Source organism: Paenibacillus sp. M2 (assembly GCF_046713495.1).
GTDB lineage: Bacteria > Bacillota > Bacilli > Paenibacillales > Paenibacillaceae > Paenibacillus > Paenibacillus amylolyticus_B.
In genome coordinates this window covers 4,415,371-4,439,540 of record NZ_CP169648.1, presented here as the reverse complement: position 1 = coordinate 4,439,540, position 24,170 = coordinate 4,415,371, and the positions used below count along the sequence as shown (strand labels likewise).

20 protein-coding genes are annotated in these 24,170 nt (G+C 45.1%); 17 read left to right on the top strand and 3 right to left on the bottom strand.

Annotated elements, in window-relative coordinates:
• Positions 1 to 6 precede the first annotated feature (6 nt).
• The 16 genes from ACETMN_RS19985 to ACETMN_RS19910 all read left to right on the top strand — a co-directional run bounded on the left by ACETMN_RS19985 (position 7) and on the right by ACETMN_RS19910 (position 21,177).
• Complete coding sequence (locus ACETMN_RS19985) at positions 7 to 1,779, top strand: ABC transporter ATP-binding protein (RefSeq protein ID WP_091017943.1); 1,773 nt, start codon at positions 7 to 9, stop codon at positions 1,777 to 1,779.
• On the top strand, positions 1,776 to 3,626 hold the full coding sequence (locus tag ACETMN_RS19980; RefSeq protein WP_091017941.1) for an ABC transporter ATP-binding protein: 1,851 nt from the start codon (positions 1,776 to 1,778) through the stop codon (positions 3,624 to 3,626). The genes ACETMN_RS19985 and ACETMN_RS19980 overlap by 4 nt, the downstream gene beginning before the upstream one ends.
• 211 nt (positions 3,627 to 3,837) lie before the next feature.
• On the top strand, positions 3,838 to 5,478 hold the full coding sequence (locus ACETMN_RS19975; protein ID WP_091017939.1) for an AraC family transcriptional regulator: 1,641 nt from the start codon (positions 3,838 to 3,840) through the stop codon (positions 5,476 to 5,478).
• 131 nt (positions 5,479 to 5,609) lie between these two features.
• Positions 5,610 to 6,599, top strand: coding sequence for an ABC transporter substrate-binding protein (locus tag ACETMN_RS19970; protein ID WP_091017938.1), 990 nt, complete (start codon positions 5,610 to 5,612; stop codon positions 6,597 to 6,599).
• A 62-nt stretch (positions 6,600 to 6,661) separates the two neighbouring features.
• Positions 6,662 to 7,684, top strand: coding sequence for an NAD(P)/FAD-dependent oxidoreductase (locus ACETMN_RS19965; protein WP_091017936.1), 1,023 nt, complete (start codon positions 6,662 to 6,664; stop codon positions 7,682 to 7,684).
• A gap of 252 nt (positions 7,685 to 7,936) precedes the next feature.
• On the top strand, positions 7,937 to 9,124 hold the full coding sequence (gene purT / locus ACETMN_RS19960; RefSeq protein ID WP_091017934.1) for a formate-dependent phosphoribosylglycinamide formyltransferase: 1,188 nt from the start codon (positions 7,937 to 7,939) through the stop codon (positions 9,122 to 9,124).
• Positions 9,114 to 9,572, top strand: coding sequence for a GNAT family N-acetyltransferase (locus tag ACETMN_RS19955; protein WP_017687788.1), 459 nt, complete (start codon positions 9,114 to 9,116; stop codon positions 9,570 to 9,572). Before purT ends, ACETMN_RS19955 begins: the two co-directional genes overlap by 11 nt.
• Before the next feature lie 259 nt (positions 9,573 to 9,831).
• On the top strand, positions 9,832 to 10,635 hold the full coding sequence (locus ACETMN_RS19950; protein WP_091017932.1) for a CAP domain-containing protein: 804 nt from the start codon (positions 9,832 to 9,834) through the stop codon (positions 10,633 to 10,635).
• 293 nt (positions 10,636 to 10,928) lie between these two features.
• Complete coding sequence (locus ACETMN_RS19945; protein WP_192131026.1) at positions 10,929 to 11,798, top strand: GDSL-type esterase/lipase family protein; 870 nt, start codon at positions 10,929 to 10,931, stop codon at positions 11,796 to 11,798.
• Positions 11,799 to 12,764: an ABC transporter ATP-binding protein gene (locus ACETMN_RS19940; protein ID WP_411734990.1), complete on the top strand. Its 966-nt coding sequence runs from the start codon at positions 11,799 to 11,801 to the stop codon at positions 12,762 to 12,764.
• A complete protein-coding gene (locus ACETMN_RS19935; RefSeq protein ID WP_036613298.1) occupies positions 12,757 to 13,746 on the top strand; it encodes an ABC transporter permease in 990 nt (329 codons plus the stop codon). Before ACETMN_RS19940 ends, ACETMN_RS19935 begins: the two co-directional genes overlap by 8 nt.
• 76 nt (positions 13,747 to 13,822) lie before the next feature.
• The gene (parE, locus tag ACETMN_RS19930; RefSeq protein ID WP_091017927.1) at positions 13,823 to 15,802 is read left to right on the top strand and encodes a DNA topoisomerase IV subunit B; all 1,980 of its coding nucleotides are present in this window, start codon (positions 13,823 to 13,825) and stop codon (positions 15,800 to 15,802) included.
• Positions 15,803 to 15,814: 12 nt separating this feature from the next.
• A complete protein-coding gene (gene gyrA, locus ACETMN_RS19925) occupies positions 15,815 to 18,277 on the top strand; it encodes a DNA gyrase subunit A (protein ID WP_411734989.1) in 2,463 nt (820 codons plus the stop codon).
• A 228-nt stretch (positions 18,278 to 18,505) separates the two neighbouring features.
• On the top strand, positions 18,506 to 18,946 hold the full coding sequence (locus tag ACETMN_RS19920) for a MarR family winged helix-turn-helix transcriptional regulator (protein WP_036613306.1): 441 nt from the start codon (positions 18,506 to 18,508) through the stop codon (positions 18,944 to 18,946).
• A gap of 276 nt (positions 18,947 to 19,222) precedes the next feature.
• Complete coding sequence (locus ACETMN_RS19915) at positions 19,223 to 19,669, top strand: MarR family winged helix-turn-helix transcriptional regulator (protein ID WP_036613308.1); 447 nt, start codon at positions 19,223 to 19,225, stop codon at positions 19,667 to 19,669.
• Positions 19,666 to 21,177, top strand: a complete 1,512-nt coding sequence (locus tag ACETMN_RS19910; RefSeq protein ID WP_091017924.1) for a DHA2 family efflux MFS transporter permease subunit — start codon at positions 19,666 to 19,668, stop codon at positions 21,175 to 21,177. The genes ACETMN_RS19915 and ACETMN_RS19910 overlap by 4 nt, the downstream gene beginning before the upstream one ends.
• Positions 21,178 to 21,281: 104 nt before the next feature.
• Here the strand turns inward: ACETMN_RS19910 and ACETMN_RS19905 are convergent, their stop codons facing one another.
• From ACETMN_RS19905 to ACETMN_RS19895, 3 genes are all read right to left on the bottom strand, one after another.
• Positions 21,282 to 21,626: an MGMT family protein gene (locus ACETMN_RS19905; RefSeq protein WP_091017922.1), complete on the bottom strand. Its 345-nt coding sequence runs from the start codon at positions 21,624 to 21,626 to the stop codon at positions 21,282 to 21,284.
• Positions 21,627 to 21,819: 193 nt separating this feature from the next.
• Positions 21,820 to 22,551 carry an RluA family pseudouridine synthase gene (locus ACETMN_RS19900; RefSeq protein ID WP_091017921.1) on the bottom strand — a complete coding sequence of 244 codons (732 nt, stop codon included), beginning with the start codon at positions 22,549 to 22,551 and terminating at the stop codon, positions 21,820 to 21,822.
• Between the two features lie 2 nt (positions 22,552 to 22,553).
• Positions 22,554 to 23,417: a class I SAM-dependent methyltransferase gene (locus ACETMN_RS19895; protein ID WP_017687801.1), complete on the bottom strand. Its 864-nt coding sequence runs from the start codon at positions 23,415 to 23,417 to the stop codon at positions 22,554 to 22,556.
• Positions 23,418 to 23,712: 295 nt separating this feature from the next.
• Between ACETMN_RS19895 and ACETMN_RS19890 the strand changes: the two genes are divergently transcribed.
• Positions 23,713 to 24,165: a flavodoxin gene (locus ACETMN_RS19890; protein WP_091017919.1), complete on the top strand. Its 453-nt coding sequence runs from the start codon at positions 23,713 to 23,715 to the stop codon at positions 24,163 to 24,165.
• Positions 24,166 to 24,170: the final 5 nt, after the last annotated feature.

The window sequence follows — 24,170 nt, the reverse complement described above, 5'->3', positions numbered from 1 at the left end:
AGAAACATGGATGTTCTTAGGCAACTGCAAATCTTTTTTTGGGAAAAGCGAACGTATTTATTTGTATCAATCTTGTTCCTCGCCTTAGCGACCGCACTTGGGTTGGTGTATCCTTACATGCTGAGGATACTGATTGATGACATCATTGTTCCGCGAACTTTTGAAGACGTTCCCATGATTGCCTTGACAGTGTTAGGTGTAGTTATTTTGAAAGCGGGAATGCAGTTTTTACATGGCTTTTTTGGAGGACGCTTGGGTAACTTCCTGGCGTACAGACTTCGTAACGCATGTTATGAAAAGCTTCAATTTTTATCCTTCCGTTATTATGATACGGCCAAGACAGGTGATCTGATGTCCCGCCTCACGGGAGATTTGGAAGCCATCCGTAACTTTATCGGATTTGGTTTCGCCCAGATTCTCAACATGGTTTTGATGGTCGTATTCGGCGCAATCATGATGATGACCATGAGTTGGCAGCTGACGCTGTTCACGCTCATATGCATCCCATTACTTGCCTTCGTTGCGCTGAGATTCGAATCCAAAATTCACCCTGCGTTTCAGGAGATGCGGCTGGCGCTCAGTTCACTGACAACAGCGGTACAGGAGAATATCACTGGCGTACGTACGGTAAAATCCTTTGCACGTGAGCCTTATGAAGTGGAGAAATTCTCTACACGTAATGAACGTTACAAAACAAATCAGATTCATGCGGCAACATTGTGGAGTCGTTATTTTCCGATCATGGAGATTCTTGCTTCGGTGAGTATCGTGCTGTTGCTGGTGATTGGTGGAAGAATGGTTATACAGAAGACGCTGACACTTGGTGAACTCGTTGCCTTTTTCAGTTTGATCTGGTACATAATCGGTCCAATGTGGAACCTTGGGTTCCATATCAACAACTATACGCAATCCAAAGCTTCAGGTGAACGGGTGCTCGAACTGCTCAATACGCCAGTGGACGTGGAAGAAACGCAAGATCCGGTCATTGTGGAGGCAGACCAGGTCAACGGCCATGTAACGTTTGAATCCGTTACCTTTGCCTACGGCAACAAAATGCCAGCGGTAACCGATATTAATTTTGACGCTGCACCCGGTTCTGTAATCGGTTTCCTCGGGGGAACAGGGTCAGGTAAATCGACTATCATTCAGCTTCTGATGCGTGCATATAACGTGAACTCGGGAACGATCAAGCTGGATGGTAAAAACATCAAAGATATAGGTATCCGCAGTTTGCGGAGTCAGATTGCTTCTGTCTTCCAGGAAACATTCCTGTTCTCATCCAGCATTCGCAATAATATTTCCTACGGGCTTAAGAACGTCACCATGGATGAGATCATCCGTGCAGCCAAGCTGGCCAAGGCACATGACTTCATTATGGAGTTCCCGGACGGATATGACACGGTGGTTGGTGAGCGCGGTATGGGTTTATCGGGTGGACAGAAACAGCGGATTGCGATCGCAAGGGCTTTGCTGAAAAATCCGAAAATTCTGGTACTTGATGACGCAACAAGCGCCGTGGACATGGAGACAGAACACGAGATTCAATCCGGTTTCCAGGAAGTTATGCGCGGCAGAACGACATTTATTATTGCACACCGTATTTCTTCACTACGACATGCAGATGAGATTCTGGTGCTCGATGAAGGTCGCGTGGTACAACGTGGCAAACATACCGAACTCATTGAAGTGCCTGGACCATATCAGGATGTTTATAAAATTCAATATGCAGATTATATTGCCCGCGGTAAGCGGGAGGCTGGGGAGCAGGTGAATTCATGAGTGCCGAAACGATAGCAGACAGGCGCGAGGCCAAAGGGGCCTCTGAGAAGAAACTGAATGAACGCTTTGTGTATCAGGACGATGAAATTATTGAAAAACCGTTTAACTGGAAAGAGTTCGGACGTTTGTTTGCATACATGAAACCCTATGCGAAACAACTGTTACCACTTGTTATTCTAATGATGATCTTGGGTACCATTACGAAATTGTCTGTACCGTTTCTGATCAGTCTGGCAATTGACCGGGCCATCGCACCGGCAACGGGGTTGCCAAGCATGACTATGCTTTATCTTATCGCAGGCTCCATATTTGTTTTGTATCTGATTCAATGGGCTGCGAATACGTACCGGATCAAACTGACGAACATTATCGGACAGCGCGTTATTTATGATCTTCGCTCGGATCTGTTCAAGCATATCCAGAAGCTATCCTTTAACTTTTTTGACAAAAGACCGGCAGGTTCCGTACTGGTGCGTGTTACAAATGATATTAACTCACTTCAGGATCTGTTCACCAATGGTGCAGTTAACGTCATGATCGACTGCGTACAGTTGCTCGGGATCATTGTGATCTTGCTGTTGATTAACTGGAAACTGGGTCTTGCCGTTATCATTACGGTGCCAATCATGTTTATCATCTCGACCAAACTGCGGGTGCTGATCCGTCGGGCTTGGCAGGATGTGCGTATGAAGAACTCTCGGATTAACTCCCACTTGAATGAATCCATTCAGGGGATTCGAGTGACTCAGGCTTACACACAGGAAAAAGAGAACATGAAATATTTTGACAACATGAATCTGTCCAGCAAAAAGTCATGGGATAGAGCATCAGCGATGAACCAGGGCTTCGGACCGCTGATTGAGATTACCGGAGGATTCGGTACATTAATCCTTTTCTGGTTTGGTGCGTATCTGATTCAGGAAGGTCAGTTGACCGTGGGATTACTTGTCGCGTTTGCCAACTATGTCGGCAACTTCTGGGACCCGATCAACCGTCTGGGACAGATGTACAATCAGTTGTTGGTTGCGATGGCATCATCGGAGCGTATCTTCGAATTCATGGATGAAAAACCAAGTATTGCGGATAAACCAGGTGCCAAGCCACTTCCTTCTATTAAAGGAGATATCGCATTTGAAAATGTTGTTTTCGAATACGAGAAGGGCAGACAGGCACTGAAAGGGATCAGCTTCTCGGCGGCTGCGGGCCAATCGATTGCACTTGTTGGTCATACGGGCTCAGGTAAAAGTACGATCATCAATCTGATCAGCCGTTTCTATGATATATCTGGCGGACGTCTCACCATTGACGGACAGGATGTGCGGGATGTAACGGTAGAGAGTTTACGCAGCCAGATCAGCATTGTATTACAGGATACCTTCATCTTCTCGGGGACGATTCGTGACAATATTCGATTTGGACGACTGGATGCAACGAATGAAGAGGTGGAGGACGCAGCCAAAGCAGTCAATGCACATGAGTTCATCATGAAGCTGCCTGGCGGATATGATACCGAAGTAGAGGAACGTGGGAACGTATTATCCATGGGACAGCGACAACTGTTATCCTTTGCCCGTGCGCTGCTTGCTGATCCACGCATACTGATCCTGGATGAAGCTACAGCCAGTATTGATACGGAGACAGAGCTTAAAATCCAGGAAGCGTTGAAGGTGCTGTTGCAGGGAAGAACGTCCTTTATGGTCGCTCACCGTCTCTCAACCATCCGGAATGCAGATAACATTATCGTCCTGGATCATGGTGAAATTAAAGAAGAGGGCAACCATGAGCAGCTGATCCAAAAACAAGGCGTTTATAATGGATTAATAGAAGCTCAATACAGATTTTTGTAATGAAACCTTCGGACGCCTGTGAAGCGTCTGAACACATATGAACTTATAACACTCTGGCGTTCTATAGCCTGATCCTTCAATAATAAGTGCATCTTATTCATTGAAGACAGGTTAGAGGATAGCCGGTGTGTTTTTTTTATTCGTTAGTGTGGTATGTTATATTTTTGAAGAATGAAATCAATACAATCGTTCATGGTATGGAGGGAGATCAATGCAGATGGACAACAACGAAATAAATTCAAAGCATTTGGATCATCTGGATCATATGAATTTTAGGCTCCTTCACGTGAATTATACGAGTGATCCTGCGACGGAGTGGCTTCTGAGGAAACACTTCATTGAAACATACATGTTATTATTTGTAGCCAGTGGACAAGGGTGGTTAAAGATAGATGGCAGTTTCATTGAATTGAAGGCGGGCGGACTTTATGTAGGCTTCCCGGGGCAACTGGTTGAGGCAAATGTGCATTCGTTGGACGAACGAGGTGTGTATCACATGAGTTTTGATGTCATGTACGCACTGGAGCAGGAGGGTGGAACAGCCCTTGAGATGATGAAGCAACTTTTACGTAATGAAGTGAATGGCGAGGTCAGCTCATCTTCACCCGTTGCTGTTGGCGTGATTTGTCAGATGATTTACCATCACACATTGAAGAAGGATGGTTTGCAAAGGTACTATGGTCAGATTCGTTTTCAGGAACTATTGTATACCATGTTTTACGACGTGGCCAGTGCCGAAAAGACGGATCTGGCTTCACCAATTGAACATGTTAAAGGCTACATGGAGCAGAATTATTCAAAGAGATTAACCATTGAGGAATTAGCAAATGTGGCACGAATGAGCCCTCGACATTTCATGCGTTTATTCAAGAAAAGGTATGGTTACAGTCCAGTGGACTATTTAACGCTATATCGAATTAAACAAGCCCAGATCTTAATGAGAAATGATCACAGTTATCGACTCAAGGATGTGGCATCGTACGTGGGCTATCAGGATGAGACGTATTTCCGGCGTAAATTCAAGCAAATCTCTGGCATTCCACCAGCAGCGTTTATACGTAATAGCAAACAAAAAATTGCTGCAGTTCATTCTGTGAGCATTGGTATACTGCTTGCATTGCAGATCATTCCCTGTGCCGCGCCGGCGAGTCATCCGTGGACATACTATTATAGACGTAAATATGAAACGGACAAAGTTATGCCACTCGCACAGAGTGAGACCACCTGGCTGGAACAGCTTCGATTAGTTAAACCTGATTATATTATTACGATTGGGACAGAGTCTGAGACTCCGCAAAGTCAGCTTCAATCCATTGCTCCTGTGTGTGACCTTTCGTGGGGAAAAAGCGATTGGAGAGAACATTTGAGATATGTTGCAAGCTTTTTGGACAGGTCGGATATTGCAGAGGTGTGGCTTCAAAGATATGAAGAGAAGGCAAAGATCATTAAGAATCAACTTACAGATTTCATACGAAAAGACAGGCTGGTTGTACTCAAAGTTCATGGTGAAGCGTTGCAGATGTTAGGCCCAAGGAGCATTGCTTCCGTTTTTTACGTTGATATGCAAATGGAGGGTCCCGAAGGAGTTGAGACTTATTGGGAACGGGGCACAGTGACCATTAAGGAGCTATCTGTTCTCAACGTGGAAAGAATATTACTGATTGTGGGTGATGACGAGACATCCAGGCAGACATGGTCTGCTGTGCGTAAGTCTGAAGAATGGCTTGCGTTGTTAGCGGTACAGAATGGCAGAGTGGATATCCTTTTGTCGAGCGTCCTGCTGGACTACACTGCGTTTACCCATGAGCTTATGTTGGATGAAATATTAAAGTTATGGCAAGATCGTCCATAGCAAAAAGTCTGAATAGTCAATATCATACCTGAACATATTTTAATATACTTACTCCTATATCAAATGATAATGATAATTATTATTAATTAGACGTTGTCATAACTAAATGCCATATAGGGGGTACATAAAGAATGAGATTCAGATGGTTAACGGTCCTATGCACCATGATGTTGGTGCTCATTATTTCGGCTTGCGGTGCAACGGGGCAAGGTGAGGCTACGAGCGAAGGCCAGAAGACTGGTTCTGCCAATACATCCCCAACAGAAACAAGTCAGGTAAAAAAAGTGACTACAAAGATGGGAGAAATTGAAATCCCGGTTGAACCACAAAGAGTAGTGGGTCTGTCCCTTGTATATCCTGAGTTTTTGTATGCACTTGGCATCGTACCTGTTGCTGTGCAGAACTATCACGAGGATCATCCTTCTTATTTGGAAGAGCCATTCGCGAATACCATGAAAATGGGCATCGCACGAACGCCGAATTTTGAAGCGGTTATGGAGACAATGCCTGATTTGATTATAGCTCCTGACTGGTGGTCCGAAAAGGATTATGATCAGCTTTCTCTGATTGCACCGACTGTACTTCTTCCACAACGTGATGATTGGCGGGACGAATTGCGTGATATTGCCAAAATTCTGGACAAAGAAGAACAGGCAGAAAAGGTTATTGAAGATTTGGTAGCGAAGGAAAAAGTTGCAGCCGACAAATTAAACGAGATGATCGGAGAAGAAACAGTTCTCTATATTCGAGTCATGGAAAAAGAAATCGTCCTTCACGGGGAGAACCTTGACCGTGGAAACTTCGTGCACAAGCGTCTGGGTATGAATCCGCTCCCGAATTTCCCGAAAGATCAAGTTGCCATGTCCGTATCCATGGAAGTGTTGCCTGAATACGATGCAGATCACTTGATCGTTCAACTGGATGACGATAAGAATCCTGAAATTAAGAAGAAATTTGAAGAGATGTTGGCAACTTCACTATGGAAAAATCTGAAAGCAGTCAAAAATGATCATGTGTACATGGTTGGTGGTAAAGAATGGCTCAATCTGGGGATGTCTCCACTGGCTGACGAGTATGTTATTGATGACATTGTAGCTGTTTTTGAAGAGAAAAATAAATAAGGCAAACGGTTCATGTTACACATATCTCTAAATTCACTACTAAATAACAGGATGTGTCCAAAATGAATAAGGAAGATATCTATGACTTGACCATCGTCGGAGGCGGACCGGCAGGATTATATGCGGCCTTTTATGCCGGGATGCGTGATATGAGAGTTAAGATCATTGACGGCAAAGACCAACTTGGTGGTTTTCTGCATACCTATTCCGAAAAAACTATTTGGGATGTGGGCGGCCTGCCACCAATGAAGTGTTCAAAGTTGATTGAGTATCTGGTTCAGCAGGCGAATACCTTTAATCCAACGGTTGAATTGAATTGCAAAGTAGATCGGTTCGCCAGGCTGGACAACGAGATTTTGGCTCTGTATACTGCTGAAGGCGACATACACTATACGCGTACAATCATTGTCGCAGTAGGCCGAGGTATCGCAGAAATTCAGAAATTGGAGCTTCAGGAGCCGATTCAATATGAGCATGAGAATCTTCATTACACCGTGCAAAATCCAGAACATTTTTCCGGGAAGCGTGTGCTCATTTCAGGAGGAGGCAATAGTGCAGTAGATTGGGCAATTGAACTTGCTCAACTTGCACGGAGCGTAGTGGTCGTCCACCGAAAAAATGAGTTTCGTGCAATGGAACGCAATGTTAGCGAGATGAACAATGTAACGGATGTCAGAACACCATATAGCATCACACGGCTTCATAATCATGGTGAACGTATCCATCAGGTTGTAATTACGCATATGGAGAGTCAGGAAAATGTATTGTTAGATGTGGATGAAGTCGTAGTTAGTCATGGATATAAAAGCAATTTAAGTGATCTTGCCAGTTGTGGCTTAGAAATGGATGACGGAATGGTTCTAATGAGTCACCATGCACTGACGAACCTCCCGGGTATTTTTGCTGCAGGGGATTGTGCAACTCACGATAGCAAAGTCAGACTTATTGCCGGAGCCTTCAATGATGCGATTTTAGCTGTAAATAGTGCGAAAAAATACTTGATTCCAGATGCTCCCATGATGGCGTACGTCTCCTCCCATAATGAAATTTTCAGAGAAAAAAACAAACAAATCCCAAGGTTCTAAACTTGGGGTTTGTTTGCTTATTCATGTTCACTGGAATATTATAATCTGCTGTTTCAACATATCCTTATTTCTGGGAAGAATGGAAAGGTTGACGAATCTGTAAGCGATAATTGTAAAATTTGATCGAAAAAACACAAAAAATCTTGTAAAATTCACAAGAAAAATAGGGAGCACTCTTGCAATCTTTAACCAAAACCCCGAAAATAGAGAGACAGATATAGAAGATTTCTCTTTGGGAGGATTGGAAAGAACATGTGGGGTGCTCCTTTTACGGCTCAAGCCAAAAAAATGCTGCTACTAGGCAGTGGAGAATTGGGAAAAGAGGTCGTTATTGAGGCCCAACGACTGGGAGTAGAGACGATCGCTGTTGATCGTTATGAGAACGCACCTGCAATGCAGGTCGCGCACCGGTCTTACTGCATCGACATGCTGGATGCCGAAGCTTTGAAACAATTGATCCGTAAAGAAAAACCTCATTACATCGTACCTGAGATTGAAGCTATTGCAACAGAAGCTTTACTGGAGCTTGAGGAAGAGGGATTTTGTGTAGTGCCTACTGCCCGAGCTGCACGTCTAACGATGGATCGCGAAGGCATCCGTCGGCTTGCAGCCGAACAATTGAAACTTCCGACAGCTGATTACCTTTTTGCGGACAACCTGGAACAACTTCAGGAAGCCGTACGTGAGCTTGGCACACCTTGTGTCATTAAACCATTAATGAGTTCTTCCGGCAAAGGGCAGAGTGTATGCCGAACACCGGGCGACGTGGAGGATTGCTGGAACATTGCTCTTTCGGGGGCTCGCGGCAAATCCGTTCGTGTCATTGTGGAGAGCTTTGTGCAATTTGACAGTGAGATTACACTACTCACCGTCAGGTCTGTATCAGGCACCGTATTTTGTCCTCCGATTGGTCATATTCAGAAGGATGGGGATTATGTCGAATCCTGGCAGCCTCATGCAATGACTCCTGAGCAATGGGAGCAGGCCTGTCATATCGCCAAATCCGTCACAGATGAACTTGGCGGTTATGGACTGTTCGGAGTGGAGTTGTTCCTGACCTCGGATGGTGTTGTGTTCAGCGAGGTATCTCCTCGTCCACATGACACAGGTATGGTTACAATGGTGACGCAAGACAGTTCCGAGTTTGCGCTGCATGTACGTGCAATTCTTGGTTTTCCGGTCACAGGTGTACATCTGTTGACACCGGGAGCTTCAGCAACGCTGAAGGCTAATGATGAAACATCTGACTTTACTGTAGGCGGGATTGAAGAAGCACTGGCTCTTCCTCGTACTCAGATTCGTGTATTTGGCAAACCTGAGACCAAAGTAGGACGCCGAATGGCTGTAGCCTTAAGTGCTGGTCAAGATGTGGAAGAAGCTCGTAAAACAGCGGTGCAAGCCGCTAATATGCTGAAAGTGGAGGTAAATCATGTCCAATAATGTTGAGGCCCCTGTACTGATGATCCGAGAGTGTGAACTACGAGATGCTGAAGCGGTAACGGGACTGATGCGAGAGGTCAGCTATCCGACAACAACCAATGTCATGAAAGAACGTATTGAATGTTTGGAAACCAATCCAAACGCATGCATGCTTGTTGCCGAAGTGGATGAACAAATTATTGGTGTGATTGGCTTGCAATGTGTGCAAAGTCATGCCTATCCAGAACCTGCCGCACAAATTACTTCCCTGATTGTAGGTCAAGAACATCGTGGTGGTGGGATTGGCCGTCGTTTGATGGCTCGTGCCGAAGATTGGGGCAGACAGCAAGGTGGTAAACAACTGTTTGTCACGGGTGCAAACCGTGAAGTGACTTCGACAACGTACTCTTTTTATGAGCACATTGGTTTTCAGAAGAGAGGCTATCGGTTCAGTAAAGTTCTTCTATAGTATAAATAAAGTTTCTTCTATTGCATGGAAATTCTCATGATATCCTGATCTGCACATTCTGGTGTGGTGAATGATAAATAGATGGTGAAGCGACATTCGACTAACTTTGTTAGTCAGAATGTCTTTTTTTTATGGCTAAAAAATGACAAAAAAGTTACTTTTCCATATTTTATAGGTTCACAATCTCCTGTCGAATTGATATACTGCTAGAGTATTAATTACAAAGTTGTAATAACTATTTTTAAGGAGATGAATGAATTTGAAAAAGAAATGGATGAAAACTGTCGTAACGAGTAGTCTGACAGCCGTACTGGCCGTAGGGGTAATGCTTCCTGCTTCCGCGTCTGCTGCAGATTCAACATATAAGACTATCACAACGTACAAAATTACAAGTACAGACAGCTTGAAAGCTTATATTGAGAAATGGCTCAAAGAAAATGGATATAACGTATCCGAGGGGCAAATTGTAGATAAGCCTGCTACGCAGCCTGATCAAACGACGAAACCTGCTGAGCCGACAACAAAACCAACTCAACCAACAACAAAACCTGCTGAGCCTACAACTAAGCCTGAGCAACCGACTAAACCGACACAACCAGTTCAAGAAAAACCGGAAACTACACCGGCTAAAGATCCTTCAAATACGGGAAATACAGGTAACAATACAAGTAATAATGGTAGCGAAAGCACACAATCCGACTTTGCTACGCAAGTTGTAAAACTTGTGAACGCTGAGCGTGCCAAAGCAGGTCTGAACGCTCTGACTTCAGATGCTCTTCTGGACAAAGTAGCTGTAGCCAAAGTAAAAGATATGAGCAACAATAACTATTTTGATCACCAGTCACCTACGTATGGTTCTCCGTTTGATATGATGAAACAGTTCGGAGTAACTTACAGCTATGCAGGTGAGAACATTGCCAAAGGACAAAAAACACCTCAGGAAGTTGTAACAGCCTGGATGAATAGTGCAGGACACCGTGCCAATATCCTGAGCAAAAACTTTACGCATATCGGTGTAGGGTTCTACAACGGATACTGGGCTCAAGAGTTTATCGGTAAATAAGCAATTATAATGAAGAAAGTATGAACTTTCTTTTCCACAAGGTTATGCCAGCACAGTTGAAATCTGTGTATGGCATAACCTTTTTTCCGTTAAATGACATATAGAAAATGAATTCTGCGAATGTAGCGGCAAAATTTGCAAATTAACGACAGAACATTTATGTTATTTAGGAATAGCATCATCAGGGCGTGTCTGAAAACTCCGAAGGAAGCGGATTTTTAGACACGCCTTAATGTAAAGTCATTATAAATTATTAAGCACCCGGATTGGTGTACATGAGCGGAGATGTGATGATGAAAAAGAAAAAAAGCCTTGATTCAGCACCATGGATCTGGAGAACCGTCAGTACAGTATCCATCTTGGCAACCTTGTTGTTGTTATTTGGATTTGGATACGCTATAAAAGACGTGATTTTCCCCGAGGGAGATTCAGCGTTAACTACAGGCCAGGAGGCAACTGCTCCATCCAAGGATAAGGAAGGAGAACCCGCTGTAGTGGAAAATGGCAAGATTCGGATGGCCGTCATTGGCGATTCCCTGGCAAGAGGTACGGGGGATGATGAGGGACTCGGTTTTGTGAGACGTGCAGGGAACCTGCTTAAAGATAAAGGATATGATGTTCAGGTTCTTAACAATCTGGGTGTGAACGGTTTGAGAACGGATGCTTTATTGGAAAAACTCGATGAGCAAGGCGTACGTTATGTCCTACAGAAGTCCAATTTTATTTTGCTCTCGATTGGCGCAAATGATCTGTTCCAGGGAGGGCAAGTTCTACAGGGGGAAGATCCGCCAACAGCAGAGCAGCTGGCAGCGGCTTTACCGGAAACGTCCAAACGCCTTCAAGAGATATTGAAGAAAGTAAAAGAAATCAATCCCGATGCACAGATTGCGTACATAGGGTTGTACAATCCATTTGGCGATGTGAAGGAACTGGAGAAGCCGGGTAATGCAGTGGTTGCTGCATGGAACGACGCTGCACTGGCTATTTTGAACAACGAGGACAAGATGACACTGGTCCCTACATTTGATTTGTTTGAAAATCATCTGGGGGAGTATCTCTCGTCAGATCATTTCCATCCCAACGGACAAGGTTATGAGCAAATTGCAGTTCGGATTGCACAGGAATTCCAGACAGATACACCGGCAGAAGGGAGCGGAAATTAAATGGCAGAGCAGCAGTATGATTCCGTCCTATCGGTACAGAATCTGAAAAAGCGGATCGGACGCAAGTGGATTATTAAAGACGTTACATTTGACGTAAAACCTGGTGAAATCTTCGGATTTCTCGGTCCCAACGGTGCCGGAAAAACAACTACGATACGGATGCTGGTCGATCTGATCAAACCGACAGAAGGAAAAATTAAAGTCTGTGGTTATGATGTGAATCGAGACCCTGAGCGTGCTTTGAAGTATGTAGGCTCCATTGTTGAAAATCCGGAGGTATATACATATCTGACAGGGTGGGAGAACCTGGAGCATTTTGCCCGCATGCAACCAGGTGTGGACAATGAACGAATTCAGGAAGTTGTGGATATTGTGCGTCTGGATCAGCGGATTCACGATAAAGTCAGAACTTACTCATTGGGTATGCGTCAACGGCTCGGTATTGCACAAGCACTGCTTGGGCGACCGCGTCTGCTCATTCTGGATGAACCGACAAATGGCCTTGATCCAAAAGGCATTAAGGAACTTCGTATCTTTATTAAGCAACTTGCCAGCGAAGGTATGGCTGTATTTGTCAGCAGTCACTTGTTAAGTGAGATTCAGCTTCTCTGTGACAGAGTAGCCATTATCAGTGCTGGGCGTGTGCTTGCCGTTGGAGGTGTAAGCGAACTGATTGAAGATCATTCCAAGTTGGCCATATGGCATGTTTCACCACTGGAGCAAGGCAAAAAAATGTTACAGGATGCAGGAATTGCTTTGGTAGGTCGGCCTGCGGATGTGATGGATGATACCATTGTTGCGGGCCTTGGTCCTAACGCTGTGGTTGCCGAGATGCATGAAGATCGAATTCCTGATCTGGTGCAGCAGATGGTTCAAGCAGGTATTCAGGTTGAAGGGGTACAGCGGATCCAGCCTACGCTTGAACAACTATTCTTAAAAATGACAGAAGGTGAATCCATTGAGTAATATCATGCCGCTGATCCGCAATGAAACGATTAAGATGGTGAAGAAAAAACGGCTTTATATTATATTTATTGTACTTGCGGTCCTCGTACCGATGTTTACGTATGCCCAGATGAAATCTGCGGAGAATAATCGCGACAAGTTTGGCGGCGATTGGCGTCTTGAACTGCAACAGGCCATCACAGACAACCAAAATTCGCTCGGTAGCGATCGCGTACCTGAAGAGTACAAAAAATATAGAACAGTATATATCCAGCAGATGCAGTATTATCTTGAGAATGACATCAATCCCAAAGAACCGGGTGGTGTTACCTTTACGCGGGAGTTCATGAACAACGCGGTTGGATTGTTTATTCCACTGTTAATCATGGCTATTGCTTCAGATCTTGTTTCTGGTGAACGTACGACAGGGACGATTAAAATGCTTTTAACGCGTCCGGTTAGACGCTGGAAAGTGCTTCTGAGCAAATTAATTACGCTGATTATGTTTGTTTCGATCATCGTGGTATCCGCCTACATTATATGTTATGTCATATCGGGTGCGGTCTTTGGTTATAAAGGCTTCAACATGCCAATCTTCACAGGATTCAAAGTTGTGGGAACAGATGTCGATATGTCGGCAGTGCATGCTGTAGACCAGTGGTTGTATATGCTTATGCAGGCAGGACTGATCTGGTTTGTGAGTGTAATTGTGGCTATGCTTGCATTTATGGTATCCGTGCTTGTGCGCAGTACTGCTGCAAGTATCGTTATCATGATGGCAGCGCTGATTGCAGGAACAATCTTGACCAGTATGGCAGCATCTTGGCAGACAGCGAAGTATCTGTTCATGGTTAACCTCGAACTTCCGAATTATTTGTCTGGCGGGTTACCTCCAATCGAGGGTATGAATTTAGGTTTTTCCCTTATTGTGCTTAGTGTTTGGGGCATTGCTTCACTCATTGTGTCATTCCTTGTCTTTACGAAACGGGATATCTTGAATTAAAATGGACAAGGATAAGAAAACATCTGTTTGCATTTTAGGCATTTTTTTAGTTGCAAGTTAAGAAGGGGGAGCATGAATGGTCGAGCAAATCGATATGTCGGCAGGTTCGACAGGCGGAGGACAGGGGTCTTCAGGCTACGACGCGGACGACATTCAAGTACTTGAAGGGTTGGTGGCGGTACGGAAACGGCCGGGGATGTACATCGGCAGCACCAGCACTTCAGGTTTACATCATTTGGTATGGGAAATTGTCGACAACGCTGTCGACGAACATCTCGCCAAATTCTGCTCCAAAATCGATATCACGCTGCATAAGGACGGTTCTATTACGGTTCAGGATAACGGAAGGGGAATTCCGACAGGTATACATAAAACAGGGATTCCTACTCCCCAGGTCGTGTTTACGATTTTGCACGCAGGCGGAAAGTTCGGTGGATCAGGATACAAAAAATCAGGCGGTTTGCACGGTGTAGGTGCGTCAGTTACAAACGCATTGTCCGAGTGGCTTGAAGTCGAGATTTTCCGTGATGGCAAGATTCATCGTCAGCGATTCGAGTATTGGAAGGACAAAAAAGGGATTGAACATGTCGGTGAACCGGTCTCCGGTCTCGAAGTGTTGGGCAATACCAATCGGACAGGTACAAAAGTTACATTTAAACCGGATATTCGGGTGTTCCAGAGCGGTATTCAATTTAATTATGATACATTGGCAGAACGTCTTCAGGAGATTGCTTTTCTGAATTCAGGTCTGAGAATTGTGCTCAAGGACGAACGTTCGGGCAATCAGGATGAATACATGTATGAAGGCGGAGCAAGCCAGTTTGTTGCTTTTCTTAACGAAAATAAAGATGTGCTGCATGATGTTATTCACTTCTATGCGGAGAAGGATGACATTGAAGTCGAAGTGGCAATCCAGTATAACGCGGGTTATACGGAAACACTGGCTTCATTCGTGAACTCGATCCCTACTCGGGGCGGCGGTACTCATGAGACCGGATTCAGGGCTGCATATACCCGTGTAATGAATGATTACGCACGGCGTACCAGCATGATTAAGGAAAAAGACAAAAACCTCGAAGGTAATGACCTGCGTGAAGGTATGATGGCCGTCATCAGTGTCAAAATGTCAGATGTTGAGTTCGTAGGTCAGACGAAGGATCAGCTCGGCAGCGCTTCCGCTCGAAGTGCTGTGGATTCGGTCGTTTCCGAAAATATTCAAAGGTTTCTGGAAGAAAACCCGCAGGTAGCTCAAACGTTAATTCGCAAAGCGGTTCAAGCCTCCAGAGCTAGAGAAGCAGCACGCAAAGCACGTGATGATATGCGTACAGGCAAGAAACGCAGTGAGAGTTCCAACCTGAACGGCAAACTAACGCCGGCGCAATCAAAGGATTTTACCCGAAATGAGTTGTTTATTGTTGAAGGTGATTCCGCAGGTGGTTCTGCCAAACAGGGACGTGACTCGAAGATTCAGGCTATTCTGCCGCTCAAGGGAAAACCGCTCAATCCGGAAAAATCAAAGCTGGCCGACATTCTCAAAAATGAAGAATACCGTGCCATTACAGCGGCGATCGGGGCGGGCATAGGAACCGAGTTTGCAGTTGAAGACAGCAATTATTCCAAAATTATCATTATGACCGATGCGGATACGGACGGCGCACATATTCAGGTGCTGCTGTTGACCTTCTTTTATCGTTATATGAAGCCTTTAATTGATGCAGGCAAAATATATATTGCTCAGCCGCCATTGTACAAACTTACTCGTAAGTCTGGTAAGCTTGCGAGTGTTCGATATGCATGGACGGATGAAGAACTGGCGAATTATATGAAGGAATTCGGTAATAATGTTGAGCTTCAACGTTATAAAGGTCTTGGTGAGATGAATCCGGATCAACTGTGGGAGACAACAATGAATCCGGAAACTCGTGCGATGCTGAAGGTACAGATTGTTGATGCAGCAAAAGCAGAACGTCGTGTATCTACGCTCATGGGTGATAAGGTTGATCCGCGGAAACGCTGGATTGTAGAGAACGTCGACTTTACAGAGTACGAAGAATAGAAGGTGCTTGGAATGAGTCCATCAGAACAATTTATGCCGGCCTTTCTCGAAGAGGTCGTTGGGGACCGTTTCGGTCGCTACTCCAAATATATTATTCAGGATCGAGCCATTCCGGATGTCCGGGATGGGTTGAAGCCAGTACAACGGCGTATTCTATACGCCATGTACGATTCAGGTAATACGCCTGACAAGACTTACCGCAAGTCTGCCAAAACCGTTGGGGACGTAATGGGTAATTATCATCCACATGGTGACTCATCCATCTATGAGGGCATGGTGCGGATGGCTCAGCCATGGAAAATGGGCCATATGCTCGTGGACGGTCATGGTAACTGGGGATCACAGGATGATGACCCGGCAGCGGCGATGCGGTATACGGAGGCCCGTTTGTCGCCCATCGCGATGGAGATGCTTCGCGATATCGAGAAACGGACGGTTCTGTTTAAGGATAATTTTGATAATACGGCCAAAGAACCGGTTGTATTGCCATCCCGTTATCCGAACTTGCTGGTTAATGGTGTCAGCGGTATTTCCTCCGGATTTGCAACGGAGATTCCTACACACAATTTGCGTGAAGTCATTGATGCCTCGATCGCTGTGATGGAAAAACCGTCGATTGAGCTGGACGAAATCATGATGTTTATGAAGGGTCCTGACTTTCCAACAGGCGGATTGATTATGGGCGGTGACGGCATTCTGGATGCCTATCGCACAGGTAAGGGACGGATCTATATCCGGTCCAAAACCGAGATTGAAAACATGCGCGGTGGCAAACAGCAGATCGTCATTACCGAAATTCCTTATCAGGTCGTGAAATCTCGTCTGGTTACAGCGATGGAGAACATTCGACTTGAGAAGAAGGTTGAAGGTATTGCTGAAGTGCGTGATGAGAGCGGACGTGAAGGTCTGCGAATCGTGGTTGAGTTGAAAAAAGAAGCGGACGCACAAGGTATTTTGGCTTATTTGCTGAAGAAAACCGACCTACAGGTCACCTATAATTTCAATATGGTGGCGATTGTGAATAAAGCACCTCACCAATTAGGATTGAAATCGATCCTCGAGGCTTACATTGCCCATCAGCGGGAGGTTGTAACCTTCCGTACCCGGTTTGAGCTGGAGAAGGCGCAAGACCGTGCGCATGTGCTCGAGGGCTTGGTAAAAGCACTTAACATCCTTGATGAGGTCATTGCGGCCATCAAAGCATCGAAGAACCGTCAAGATGCCCAAAACAACCTGATGTGGATGTTTGGATTCACGGAACGCCAAGCGGATTCCATCCTTACGTTGCAATTGTACCGTTTGACGAATCTGGAGATCAATTCTCTGGAGAAGGAACTCGGTGAACTGATGAAAAAGATTGCACAATTACAATCCATTCTGGATAGTGACCGCAAGCTCATCGGAGTCATCCGCAAGGAATTGATGGAGATTCGTGAGAAATACGGCATAGACCGTCGTTCTGCGATCCAGGGTGAAGTGGAAGAACTTAAGGTTAATCTCGAAGTACTTGTGAATGCGGAAGATGTATTTGTTACGTTATCCAAAGAGGGATATGTGAAACGTACAGGCATGCAGTCCTTTACACGTTCTGGTGGTGAACGGAGCGGAAGTGGAGTAAAAGATGGCGATTATATCGCTCAGGTTCTGGAAGTAAATACGCTTGAGAACTTGCTTGTCTTTACGAGGAAAGGTCAGTACTTCCTGTTACCTGTTCACCAGGTACCTGAATTCAAGTGGAAAGATCCGGGCACAGCCATTGTGAACGTGATTCCACTTGCGAAAGATGACCGTATTGCAAGTGTGCTTGCTGTGAAATCCTTTGAAGAGCCAAACCACAGTCTGGTCTTCGTTACGCGAAGAGGACAGGTGAAACGAACGGAGCTCAAGGATTATGTTACCAAACGGTCCGGTGCAGTTGCGGCTTGTAAAGTGGGCAAGGACGATGAAGTGTTATCTGTACATCTGAGTACAGGTGGTCAAGATATTATGTTGATTACAAAAGAAGCCATGGCCATTCGTTTCCGAGAGGATGAAGTCAATCCAATGGGACGTGTATCCGGTGGTGTTCGTGGTATTCAGTTAAGAGAAACAGATGAAGTTGTATCGGCTCTATGGGTAGAAGGAGATGAAGGCGAAGTTGCCGTGTTGTCCGATCTGGGATATGGTAAACGATCATTACTTCTGGATTACGCTATACAGAGCCGTGGAGGCAAGGGGCTTGCCACATTCGAGTTCAAAGAAGGCAAACGTGTGAAACCGAATGGTAGCCGTATTGTTGGAGCGTTTTATTGCAAAGAGCAACGTAAGATCACTGTAATGACCAAAGAAGGCCAAGTGTTCCCGATCTCTTCGGAAGGTGTTCCGATTACAGAGCGCAAACATATTGGCAAGCTGATCGTTCATGTGGACAAACAGGACGAGATCGTTGAACTTCTAAGGGACTTCAATGAGAATCAACCAGCATCATCTTCATAAAAACAAACAAACGAGACTTTTCGCAGAACAGCTAATCCTGTCATGCGAGGAGTCTTTTTTTGTTGTTCAAAGGCGGATTAGAAGAGGGCATTCGTGCGAAGTTTAACAACCTTCGTCGATTACGGTCGATCGCTAGGAAATTGAAAAAAAGCAGCAGGAATGCGGCTTTGGAGCGCGAAAACTTAAGCAGGTGAAGTGATAACCGGTTGCAGAGAGGAGCGATGGAAGATGTATAATTCCGATTTTGCCAAGTGCTGGTCCAGGTTGACCAAAGATTATAAATTGCATATGGATCAGGAGCTGGCACCCTCATTAACGGAGGCTCAGCTGGCTGTTCTGGAGGTACTCGAAGATCATCAGAAGATGAAACCTTCGGATCTGATTCCTTATCTGTCGACTACACCAGCTGCTGTAACCATGCTGCTCGATCGGATGGAGAAGAATGATCTGATTCGCAGGAATCGGGATAATCAGGATCGACGCATTGTGTGGGTATCTCTGTCAGAGAAAGGAAGAATGGAGACAGAGCGGGGAATCACCATCCGTAATGAATTCATGAACTCTGTTCTCAGTAACATTTCGATGCACAATCAACAATTGCTGGTATATCTGTTAGGCAAAATGACAACACCCAAAACCAAAGAGCCTGCCTTATCTACTTCGGTATAATACCATGCTGATTCTTCTGAATAACCATAGGAGTGCCTGCTCGTTTCATGCAGGAGCCCTATGGTTATTTTATTTACAAATTACATATGCTACACACTGTGTCCAGGTTAGTTGAGTAAAAGCATGAGATGTAACACAGTTAGTATGACCTAATATTATTTTTGTGAATTCATATGTAAAGAGTTGACTATGTAAATATTTTTGTTATAATAAATAATTGTTCCCCTGATATTTCGTGTACGAAATATTATATTCCAAAAGTAAAAGGGTGAATCAATGACTGATACGTATGAAGTATTCTATATTATTAATTCGTTCCGCCAGGTGAATCAAATGCTCTTTCGAGCATTTTGGAATGAAAACAAGGAGATCGAGCTAACTTCGATTCAGTTTATGGTGTTATCGATCCTGAGGGAGCGCCCTTCCATTGGCATCAACGAAGTGGCTGAGCTATGTCATATGGGCAGCAGTTCCATGAGCGCTGTTGTGGAGCGGCTCGTCAAAGGCGAGTATATCGTTCGGACACGTTCGGATGCTGACCGCCGATCCGTTAAACTTCAGATTACGGATAAAGGGGAACAGGCCCAACAGGAAACGCACCATTTGTGGATGGAAAGAGTGTCACCCATTCTGGACATATCGAAGGAAGACCTAGAGCACCTACTTAGAATTCATAGTCAAATGATTGAAAAGTTAGAAGGAAGAGAGATGAACAACATATGAGTACGACTACTGCTGCAGCTCCATCCTCCGCGATGGACAACATCAAGAAAGGCCCGATTGTAGCGGCATTGTTAATTGGTGCCTTTGTGGCATTCCTGAACCAAACCCTGATGAACGTAGCTCTTCCTAAAATCATGGAAGACCTCGCGATCAATGCAAACAAAGCCCAATGGTTAACCACGGGTTATATGCTGGTCAACGGTGTTCTGATTCCGGTTACGGCATATCTGATTGCCAAGTTTTCAACACGTCAAATTTTCATTACAGCCATGACTCTATTTACCATAGGTACATTAGTCTGTGGTCTTAGTCCAACCTTCACCATTCTGATGGTAGGTCGTGTCATTCAAGCGGCAGGTGCAGGTATCCTGATGCCTCTGATGACCGTTGTATTCCTGACCATCTTCCCGATTGAGAAACGCGGTCAGGCCATGGGAACCATGGGGATCGCGATGATTCTGGCCCCTGCGATTGGGCCTACACTTTCAGGTTATGTGGTTGAGCATTATTCCTGGAGATTGTTGTTCTACATCATCTTGCCATTCTCTATTATTGCAACGGCAATTGGTATTGCTTTTGTTAAAAACGTAACACGTCAATCCAGACCTAAACTGGATTATCCAGGCGTTATTTTATCTACACTAGGTTTTGGTAGTTTGCTCTACGGATTCAGTGATGCGGGTACCGATGGATGGGGCAGTGCAATTGTCATTGGATGTCTCGTCGTAGGTGCGATATCCCTGATTCTGTTCGTTATTCGTCAACTGACAACAGATCATCCGCTCCTTGAGTTCCGTATTTTTAAATACAACATGTATACATTAACAACGATTATCAACATGCTCGTGACAATGGCGATGTTTGCAGGTATGATCCTGCTCCCTATTTTCCTGCAAAACATTCGTGGATTTTCACCGATTGAATCAGGACTTCTGATGATGCCCGGTGCGATATTGATGGGGATTATGTCTCCAATTACAGGTCGCATATTTGATAAAGTGGGCGCACGCTGGCTTTCGGTTGCAGGTCTTGCCATTACGGCGATTACAACGTTTGGACTGAGTCGTCTGGCAATCGATACTACCTACGGCTACATGATGTTTATCTACACGGCTCGTATGTTCGGTATGTCGATGCTGATGATGCCAATCCAGACAGCAGGTCTGAATCAACTGCCTCAACGTCTGAACGCACATGGTACAGCGATGTCCAACACTTTGCGTACTGTTGCCGGAGCGATTGGTACAGCCATTCTCGTTACCATCATGAGCAGCAAGCTCAAAACACATCTGGCGGATGCAGTGGCTGCGGGTCAGGTTGATCCTAATAATAAGACAGCGATGATAGCTGCTACAGCAGATGCAACGATTTATGGTGTTAACTATGCATTCATCGTGGCTACCGGAATGACTTTGGTTGCTTTAATTATGGCGTTCTTTATTCGTAAAACGAAACCGGCTGTTGAACCTGTTACTGTAGAACATGAAAAAGCGACGGCTACAGCATAACGAATATCAGAAAAAAAAAGAGAACTCTAGCAGTTGAAATGGGGTAACCATAACTGCTGGAGTTCTCTTTTTTTGGTGTGCGCGATAGGAAGAGAGTACTCTTATTATTCGGGCTGGATCGTTGGATCGATAAGAAATACAGGATCGGGCTCATGACCGAACTGTTTTAGGTTAATGGTTCCGTTCAGTTGAAACTCCACACCTTCGCTAATCAGTTCTGTTTCCTGCATTATGCGCGAGTGTTCGTCCGGTATGGAGATTTCGCCTTTTGCGTTGACAACACGGTGCCAGGGCAGACGTTCCTTGCGGCTCATCGAGTGCAGAATACGGACGACTTGTCTCGCCGCTCTCGGACTTCCAGCATGGGCTGCAATCTGACCGTACGTCATCACTTTACCTTCGGGAATCGCCGCGATGATCGCAATGACTTGTTTGGTAAACGGGGTCATCAGGATGTCTCCTCTCTGTATCTTAGGTATATAACTGAAAATATGAAAAAACGTGTCGTTCAGATACAGAATCTGAACGACACGTTGTATGGACAGATCTAACCTGATCCTGTGCACTTATAGAGGTTGTTCGATAAAACCGCTTTTGATCCCATCTTCTCGGTACTGAAAACCAGTCTTGCTGAACATGTACTTATTGAGATTGTCCAAAAGCTTTTTGGTACACGGCAGCGGGCCATTCTGCCCAGGGGAATTCTCTTGCAGGTAAAGATTGCAGAATAACTTCTTCCTTGGTAACTGGATGAGGAAAAGCTGCAATCGCAGACCATAGAGCAATCTGTTGCCCGGGTTTATTCACGCTTGCGCCGTACTTCTGATCCCCGTACAGAGGGCAGCCGATTTCTTTCATTTGCACCCGAATCTGATGAGATCTGCCGGTGTGCAGTTCGATATGGACGAGGCTGTAACGGTCTGTCTCGCCGATAACACGGTAATCCAGAACGGCATCCTTACCACCAGTCGTACCTTTAGGTACAACAGTAACGGTATTTGTACGTGCATCTTTCAGGAGCGTGTGTTTTAATGTTCCCTGCTGTGCAGGCAACTTGCCATGTACAACAGCCGCATATATTTTACGGAAATGACGTCCCCGCACAGTCTCGGACAATCTCGAAGCTGCTTTAGAAGTCTTGGCAAAAATCATTGCCCCTCCAACAGGACGATCAAGTCGGTGTACTAACCCGAGATAAACATTACCAGGTTTGTTGTATCGTTCTTTCAGATCCTGCTTCAGTAATGTAAGCAAATCCGGATCACCTGATGAATCTTCCTGTGTAGGTACATTGACCGGCTTCGTAATGCCTAACAGATGGTTGTCCTCAAACAGAATCGGAATTGCATCGTGGTCATGCCGATGTTCTGACATGATTAAGACTCCCAACGGCCCAGAATACCACAAGGCAGATCCAGACCACTGCGTGTGATCGGCAGACCAATTTCACCTGCAGTAATGTCACCACCGTACTGAGCAGACATCGTCATGGTCAACATGTTGCGCAGAACCGTAGAGGAAATGCCCGTAGTGTAGGAGTTAACCAGCATGAATAATGGATTATCCGACAAAATCGTCATACATGACTTCAAGAAAGGATATAGGTTCTCTTCCAGTTTCCATGTCTCTCCATTAGGGCCTCGGCCATATGAAGGAGGGTCCATAATAATGGCGTCGTAACGATTTCCGCGACGTTGTTCCCGTTGTACGAATTTGAATACATCATCTGTAATAAAACGAACAGGGCGATCAGCCAGTCCGGATAATTGAACATTTTCCTTGGCCCATTGAACCATGCCTTTAGCTGCATCCACATGCACAACAGAAGCGCCTGCGTAAGCTGCGGCTACCGTTGCTCCGCCTGTATAGGCAAACAGGTTCAAGACAGAAATAGGACGTCCTGCATTGGAGATTTTATCCATCATCCAGCTCCAGTTAGCAGCTTGTTCAGGGAACAGGCCAGTGTGCTTAAAGCTGGTAGGTTTAATGTGGAATTTCAAGTTTTCGTATCCGATCGTCCATCGCTCGGGAATAGGCTTTTTCATATCCCAGTTACCGCCACCGGAAGAGCTGCGATGATAGTGACCATGCACCTGACGCCATTCATTGGTTTCTTGCTCGAGGGGCCAGATAATCTGTGGATCGGGTCTGCGTAAAATCACATCTCCCCAACGCTCCAGTTTCTCGCCGCCTCCTGTATCGATTACTTCATAGTCCTTCCAATTCTTAGCTACGTACATAATGATTTATCCATCCTTCAAAAGTCATTTGGATACTATTGTACAACAAAAAAGGGCTTGTACGCCAGTTGGGGGACGGGATCATTGGAGGAAGGTATTACAACTGACCTTAAAAGGGTGAAGGTTGTTTTAGCTGTGTTGAAATCCAATGTGCGCCATATACTGAAAAGCGAAGATATCTAAAATTTAATTTGACAATGATAATCATTATCACATATGATTTTGTTAATCCAAAATTCATTCTTTCTTCATAGAGAGAATATTACATGATCAAATTAAAGTGAGGGAAAAATAGATGGCTAAATTGTTAGTGGCTTATGCAAGCATGACAGGAAATACAGAAGAAATTGCAGAACTGATTGTGGAGGGAATTACAAAGGGAGGCCACGAGGCAGATCTGAAATCCGTAACGGATTGTAATGCATCTGATGTATTGGACTATGACGGATTCATGATCGGTGTGTACACCTGGGGAGATGGGGAGTTGCCAGATGAATTCCTTGATTTCTATGAGGAGCTGGATGAGCTTGACCTAAGTGGTAAGAGAGCTGCGGTGTTTGGTAGTGGTGACACCTCATATGAGCAGTTCTGCGGTGCAGTTGATCTCGCGGCTGCCAAGCTGCAAGAGCGTGGGGCGGAGGTATCTCCAGAGATGTTGAAAATTGAATATAGTCCGCTTGAGCAGGAGAAAGAAACATGCCGTGACTTTGGCAAACGCTTCGCTGCTGCCGGATTACAGGTATCCTAAAGATC